This is a genomic window from Bradyrhizobium sp. PRIMUS42, assembly GCF_023006515.1.
Taxonomy (GTDB): Bacteria; Pseudomonadota; Alphaproteobacteria; order Rhizobiales; family Xanthobacteraceae; genus Bradyrhizobium.
In genome coordinates this window covers 1-5,629 of record NZ_JALBGZ010000428.1, presented here as the reverse complement: position 1 = coordinate 5,629, position 5,629 = coordinate 1, and the positions used below count along the sequence as shown (strand labels likewise).

5 protein-coding genes and 1 pseudogene are annotated in these 5,629 nt (G+C 65.2%); 3 read left to right on the top strand and 3 right to left on the bottom strand.

Going from position 1 to position 5,629, the window contains the following annotated elements; translation table 11 throughout:
• The 3 genes and pseudogenes from MOV75_RS25625 to MOV75_RS25615 all read left to right on the top strand — a co-directional run.
• A pseudogene (locus MOV75_RS25625) lies at window positions 1–194 on the top strand (hypothetical protein); the annotation flags it as partial.
• 93 nt (window positions 195–287) lie between these two features.
• The gene (locus tag MOV75_RS25620) at window positions 288–1,823 is read left to right on the top strand and encodes a hypothetical protein (RefSeq protein ID WP_246930290.1); all 1,536 of its coding nucleotides are present in this window, start codon (window positions 288–290) and stop codon (window positions 1,821–1,823) included.
• Window positions 1,824–1,847: 24 nt separating this feature from the next.
• Window positions 1,848–2,012 (top strand): hypothetical protein, encoded by a 165-nt coding sequence (locus MOV75_RS25615; RefSeq protein WP_246930289.1) that lies wholly within the window; start codon window positions 1,848–1,850, stop codon window positions 2,010–2,012.
• A gap of 3 nt (window positions 2,013–2,015) precedes the next feature.
• Here MOV75_RS25615 and MOV75_RS25610 read toward each other — a convergent pair whose 3' ends face one another.
• The 3 genes from MOV75_RS25610 to MOV75_RS25600 form a co-directional block, all read right to left on the bottom strand.
• Complete coding sequence (locus MOV75_RS25610; RefSeq protein ID WP_246930288.1) at window positions 2,016–2,663, bottom strand: glutathione S-transferase family protein; 648 nt, start codon at window positions 2,661–2,663, stop codon at window positions 2,016–2,018.
• A 157-nt stretch (window positions 2,664–2,820) separates the two neighbouring features.
• On the bottom strand, window positions 2,821–4,026 hold the full coding sequence (locus MOV75_RS25605) for a CaiB/BaiF CoA-transferase family protein (protein WP_246930287.1): 1,206 nt from the start codon (window positions 4,024–4,026) through the stop codon (window positions 2,821–2,823).
• 332 nt (window positions 4,027–4,358) lie between these two features.
• Window positions 4,359–5,629, bottom strand: a 1,271-nt coding sequence (locus MOV75_RS25600; RefSeq protein ID WP_247006812.1) for an L-glutamate gamma-semialdehyde dehydrogenase, incomplete at its 5' end; no start/stop codon positions are given.

Sequence of the window (5,629 nt, the reverse complement as noted above, 5' to 3'; positions counted from 1 at the left end):
GTCGCCTGCCGACGGTCGAAGGCTGGCGGCTGCGCAACGCCGCCAATGGCGGTGCGCTGATCGAGGGCCGCGACGGGCTCTATGAGGTCTATCCCGGCGATCCCATCCCCGGCGTTGGTCGCGTCGATGCAATCCGCCGCCAGGACGGCCGCTGGGTGGTCGTCACCACCAAGGGGCTGATCGTCTCGCGCTGAGCGTTCGATATCCGACTTCCAAAGAGGCGCTTCACCACTGTGTGAGGCGCCTTTTTGCTTGAATAGGCATCCCGGCGCGGTGTTACCTAAGGCATGAGCCGCGCGTTGCGAATTCTCGTTGCTGCCGCCTTGCTGTTTGGTGGTGCCGTCTCGCTGTCGGCAGCGGAGACCGCGCCGATGACACGCGGCACGGCCATCACCGATCCCGAGCTGCTGCGAAGGCTCGATGAGGGCGACGCGCTCACGATCCCGCGCCTGTTGTCGCCGGAGCGGAATGCCGACCGTCCGCTGACGACCGACCTGCTGTTTTCGGAGCTGCCGCAGCTCAAGGACATTCCGCCGGCGATCGACGCGGAGTTCGGCCGCTACATCGCCCAGCGCAAGGCGGAATATCCGACCGAGACCATCGGCGTCGGCGAAGGTTTTGATGTGCAGCTGTTCGACCGGACTGTGCTCAATTCCCGCGACACGCGTTTCGTGCTCGCCGGTATCGTCAACCGCATGGACCGCGCCTATGTTTCGGACGAGTCCTGCGGCGAAATCCGCTTGATCTACCGGCTCGCGCGTTTCGACGGCGGCAAGACCGCGACGCGCCTGCCGATGACGTTCAATCTGGTGATGAAGGCGAGGGATACGCGCCAGACGGATGCGGACGGAAAACCGATCGCCTGCGCCGAGGTCGCGCGGCGCTGGCTCGACAATGGCGATTGGCAAGGGTTGATCGGCAGTCGCTTCCACCCCACGGATGCCATGCTCGATCGCATCGAGACCAACATCCAGCTCTCCATCGCGCCGAAATCGGCGCTGCACGATTTCCGCTCCGACTATCTGCTCAAGGTGTTCAAGTACGATGCGGCCACGAAACAGTTCGTGGAAGCGGTGCTGGAGAACCAGATCGACCGCGAGCGCATCCTCTCCGACGATGCGCTTCGGCGCGACTTCAAGGCCTGGCTGCTCGCACCCGAGAATTTGCGCGAGTTCGATCGCGGCACGGTGCTGATCCCGGAAAGATTTCTCGCCAGGGCCGCGGTGGTGCCCACACCCGCAGGCCTCGATGCCTCGGCGCTGCAGCCGGAGTTCGGCATGGTGCAAGGAGAAAGCAAAGGCGAGGGTCGCGACGACCCGGTCTTCACCGACAACGACGTGGTCGGCGCGTTGAAGCAGGCGGCCGCGCGCGGGGATATGCAGAACATCCGTTCGGTCGCAGGGTTCCAGCGCCGTCTCAACGACGTCACCTGCTCAGGCTGCCACCAGACCCGCGGCGCCGGCGGCTTCCATTTCCCCGGCGTGGATTGGCTCGCGGACAGGCCGTCCAACGCTTCTATCGTGCCGGCCTCGCCGCATTTCTTCGGTGACCAGGTGCGCCGCCGCGACATCCTGACTGCATTTGCCGCGGGCAAACGCCCTGATTTCTCACGCGGATTTGCCAGCCGGCCGCAGACCCGCGGCAGCCGGGAGCTCGCCGGCACCGAATATCAGGACGGCTGGGGCGCGCATTGTTCCCTGCAAGATGCGGGATCGGGAACGCTCGATAAGAGTTTTACGTCATGGAGCTGTGCTAACGGTCTCAGCTGTCAGGCTGCCGCGGCCTCACGCCGCATCGGCATGTGCTTCATCAAGACGCGTTAAGCCAACAAGCGATTTGGATGATTCATGACGGATACGGGCAACGCCAACAAAGCGCGCAATCGCGAGATCGCGCGCAATGAAGAAGCCAAGCAGGTCACCGGCAGCGCCCGCGTGAGCCTCTGGGCGATCGCGATGGCCGTCATCGTCGGCGGCATCTTGTTCACGCTCGGCTGGCTGGCGTTGCGGTAGCTTTCACTTCGCGTAATTCGTCATCCGCTTGCCCGGCAGCAGCTCATAGGCCGGCTTCCAGCCGGGCAGCGTGGCCATGCGGCCGAGCCAGGCGTGGATGGCGGGATGGCTCGCGGCAAAATCAAAGCCGTGCTCGTCGCTGGGATAGTGCAGATAGGCCATCATCGAGATGTCCGCGACCGTCGGCCTCGTGCCGATCGCGAATGCATTGTGCTGGAGGTGTCCTTCGAGAATGCCGAGGAAATCCTCGAGCCGCCGGCGGAAATGCTTCAGCACCTGCGGGTCGTTCTTCTCGGTGAAGGCCCGCATGAATCGATAGGTCGCCATGTAGCCGGTGAGCTTGTGGTTGTCCCAGAACAGCCAGCGCAGCAGCTCGAACTTTTCGTCCTCCGTCTCGCCGCCGAAGCGGCCATATTGCTCGGCGAGCTTCAAGAGGAGCGGCGCGGTCTGCGTCATCTTCACGCCGTCGATCTCGAGCACGGGAATCTCGCCCATCTCGTTGACGGACTTGCGCCACTCCGCCGTGCGCGTGACGCCGCCGCCAAAGTCGGTCCAGACAGGCTCGAACGTCTCGCCGCAAAGCGTCAGCATCAGCGCCAGCTTGTAGCTGTTGCCGGATTCGGGGAAGTAGTGCAGGCGGTAGCTGGGCATGGGACCTCGCGGCATTGGCGTGTTGCCGATTGTTATAGCGAGATAGTCCCTCATCGTCATTGCGAGCGCAGCGGAAGCAATCCAGCAATGCATCCGCGGATACAGTCTGGATTGCTTCGCTGCGCTCGCAATGACGGAGTTTGCGGAGACGACGACCTTACCCCACCGCCCCCGAACTCCGCAGCTGCTTAATCGCCGCCTCGTCGTATCCCGCGCCGCGCAAAATCTCGTCACTATGCTCGCCCACGGCGGGCGGCTTGCGCGGCTGAACCTTCTTGGCGCCGTCGATCCAGATCGGGCTGTTGATGGTGAGCATGGTATCGTTCTCGAACGGCACCAGCACCTCGTTGTCCAGCATCTGCTTGTCGTTCGGGATGTCGTCGAGAATGGCGACGACGCCGAACACGAGGCCGCTGCCGTCGAGGATCTTGCGCCACTCGGCGAGATCTTTGGTGGCGAAGGTGTCGTCCAGGATCTTGATCAACTCGACTGAGCGGGCGTGGCGGTCCGCCTTGGTGGCGAAGCGGGGATCATTGATCAGGTCCTCGCGTCCGAGGCACTTGGCCAGCGTCGGAAACTGCTTCTCCTCGCTCAGCAGCGACAGGATCAGCCAGCGGCCATCCTTGCACTGGTAGTGGTTGGCGACCGCGTTGAGCGCGCGCTCGCGCGGACGCCGCTCGCCGAACTTGGCGCCGCAGAGTTTTGCCTGCGCCAGCACGCTCGCCGCCCACACCCCGTTCGCCATCAGATTGGAGGCGACATGCGAGCCCTTGCCGGTCTTCTCGCGTTGATACAGCGCGGTGACGATGGCGCCGTAGAACGCCATGGCGCAGGGATGGTCGCCCATGCCGGCGACTGAACGGGCCGGGGTGGTGTCGGTGTCGGCACGGACCAGGTCCATCAGGCCCGAACGCGCCCAATAGGCGTTGCTGTCGAAGCCGGGCTTGTTGGCCTCCTCGCCCTTCTCGCCATAGCCGGTGAAGGAGGCGTAGATCAGCCGGTCGTTGAGATGGGCGAGGTGATCGTAGGTGATGCCGAGCTTGGCGCGCACCGGCGGCGGCATGTTGGTGATGAAGACGTCGGCTTCTTCGACCAGCTTGTAGAGCACGGCCTGCGCTTCCGGCCTGGAGAGGTCGAGCGCGATGCTCTTCTTGTTGCGGGCTTCCAGCAGCCACGCGAAATTGTGCTCGCCTGAGGGATAGCCAGGCAGGTTCGGCAGGTTGCGATAGGGATCCCCCGCGCCGGGCGGCTCGATCTTGATGACATCGGCGCCGAAATCCGACAGCACGGTCGCGGCCGCGGGCGCTGCGATGAAGCTTGCGCAGTCCAGAACTTTCAGGCCTGAAAAGATGCCTTTTTCCATCGCGGCGTCGCTCCCTCGCTCTTGTCGTTTCCCGCGCGCTGGAATTGGCGCGGGCAGGTGATGGGAGCCATTAGACCGATGTTTTGCGGGGATGCAACGGCGCCTGGCGCAGGGCCCGTTGCGCCGTTCAGTACGCATGCGCCACGGACCCGAACCATCTCCCGTCACCCATGAGGCGGCCGCTTCTTCAGCGGCCCTCGAAGGGCGACGGCCCGGCTGCATCGGGGCCGCTCATCCTTCGAGGCTCCCCATGGGACGCGTTGCGTCCCATGCCTCGCACCTCAGGATGACGGAACCGGTCGTGCGCAGGGTGCGACGGCGCGAAGGCAGCCTCACTCCTCCCCCGCGAGCAACGCCGCATTGCCTCCCGCCGCAGCCGTGTTGATTGTCACCGTCTGCTCGGTCGCAAAGCGCGGGAGGTAGTGTGGGCCGCCGGCCTTGGGGCCGGTTCCGGACAGGCCGTTGCCACCGAATGGCTGCACGCCGACGACGGCGCCGATCATGTTGCGGTTGACGTAGATGTTGCCGACCTGCACGCGGTCGATGATGGCTTCGATGGTGTCGTCGATGCGGGAATGGACGCCGAGGGTGAGGCCGTAACCGGTACGCGCGATCGCCTGCAGCACGCGTTCGAGGTTCTCCGCACGATAGCGCACCACATGCAGGATCGGGCCGAACACCTCCTCGGTGAGCTGGCCGGCGTCCCTGAGCTCGAAGATGTGCGGCGCGACGAAGCAGCCTTGCGGCGCGGTGCCGGCAAAGTGCAGACGTGCCTCGTGCGTCATCCGCGCGATGTGCACGTCGAGGCGCTGCTTGGCCTCCGCATCAATCACGGGGCCGACATGGGTTGCGACGTCACAGGGATCGCCGATCTTCAACTCGCGTGCCGCGCCCGCGATCATCTCGATCATGCGGTCGGCGACGTCCTCCTGCACGAACAGCAGCCGCAACGCCGAGCAGCGCTGGCCGGCAGAGCGGAAGGCCGAGGTGACGACGTCATCGGCGACCTGCTCGGGCAGCGCGGTGGCATCCGCGATCATGGCATTGATGCCGCCGGTCTCGGCGATCAGCGGCACGATCGGCCCGTCCTTGGCGGCGAGCGTCCGGTTGATCAAGCGCGCGACCTCGGTCGAGCCGGTGAAGACGACGCCGGCAATATCGGGATGTGCCGTCAGCGTCGCACCGATCTTGCCATCGCCGGTGACGAGATGCAGCGCGCTTCGAGGGATGCCGGCCTCGTGCAGCAGGGCCACGGCCTCGCGCGCGATGCGCGGCGTCTGCTCGGCGGGTTTTGCCACCACGCTGTTGCCGGCCATCAACGCTGCCGTGACCTGGCCCAGGAAGATCGCCAGCGGAAAATTCCACGGCGAGATCGCGACGAAGGCGCCGCGACCGCGCATCGCGAGCGCATTGCTCTCGCCGGTCGGGCCCGGCATGGCGGCGTCGTTTCCGAACAGCTTGCGGCCCTGCGCGGCATAGTAGCGGCAGAAGTCGGCGGCCTCGCGCAGCTCAGAGAGCGCATCGTCGAGCGTCTTGCCGCCCTCTCGTTGCAGCAGCGCGATGAAATGCGCGCTGCGGCTCTCCAGGAGATGTGCGGCCTGCT

What these genes read in the sequence shown, in the direction of transcription:
- MOV75_RS25620 (WP_246930290.1), top strand. Translation starts at nt 288, where the DNA reads ATGAGCCGCGCGTTGCGAATTCTCGTTGCTGCCGCCTTGCTGTTTGGT.
- MOV75_RS25615 (WP_246930289.1), top strand. Translation starts at nt 1,848, where the DNA reads ATGACGGATACGGGCAACGCCAACAAAGCGCGCAATCGCGAGATCGCG.
- MOV75_RS25610 (WP_246930288.1), bottom strand. Translation starts at nt 2,663, where the DNA reads ATGCCCAGCTACCGCCTGCACTACTTCCCCGAATCCGGCAACAGCTAC.
- MOV75_RS25605 (WP_246930287.1), bottom strand. Translation starts at nt 4,026, where the DNA reads ATGGAAAAAGGCATCTTTTCAGGCCTGAAAGTTCTGGACTGCGCAAGC.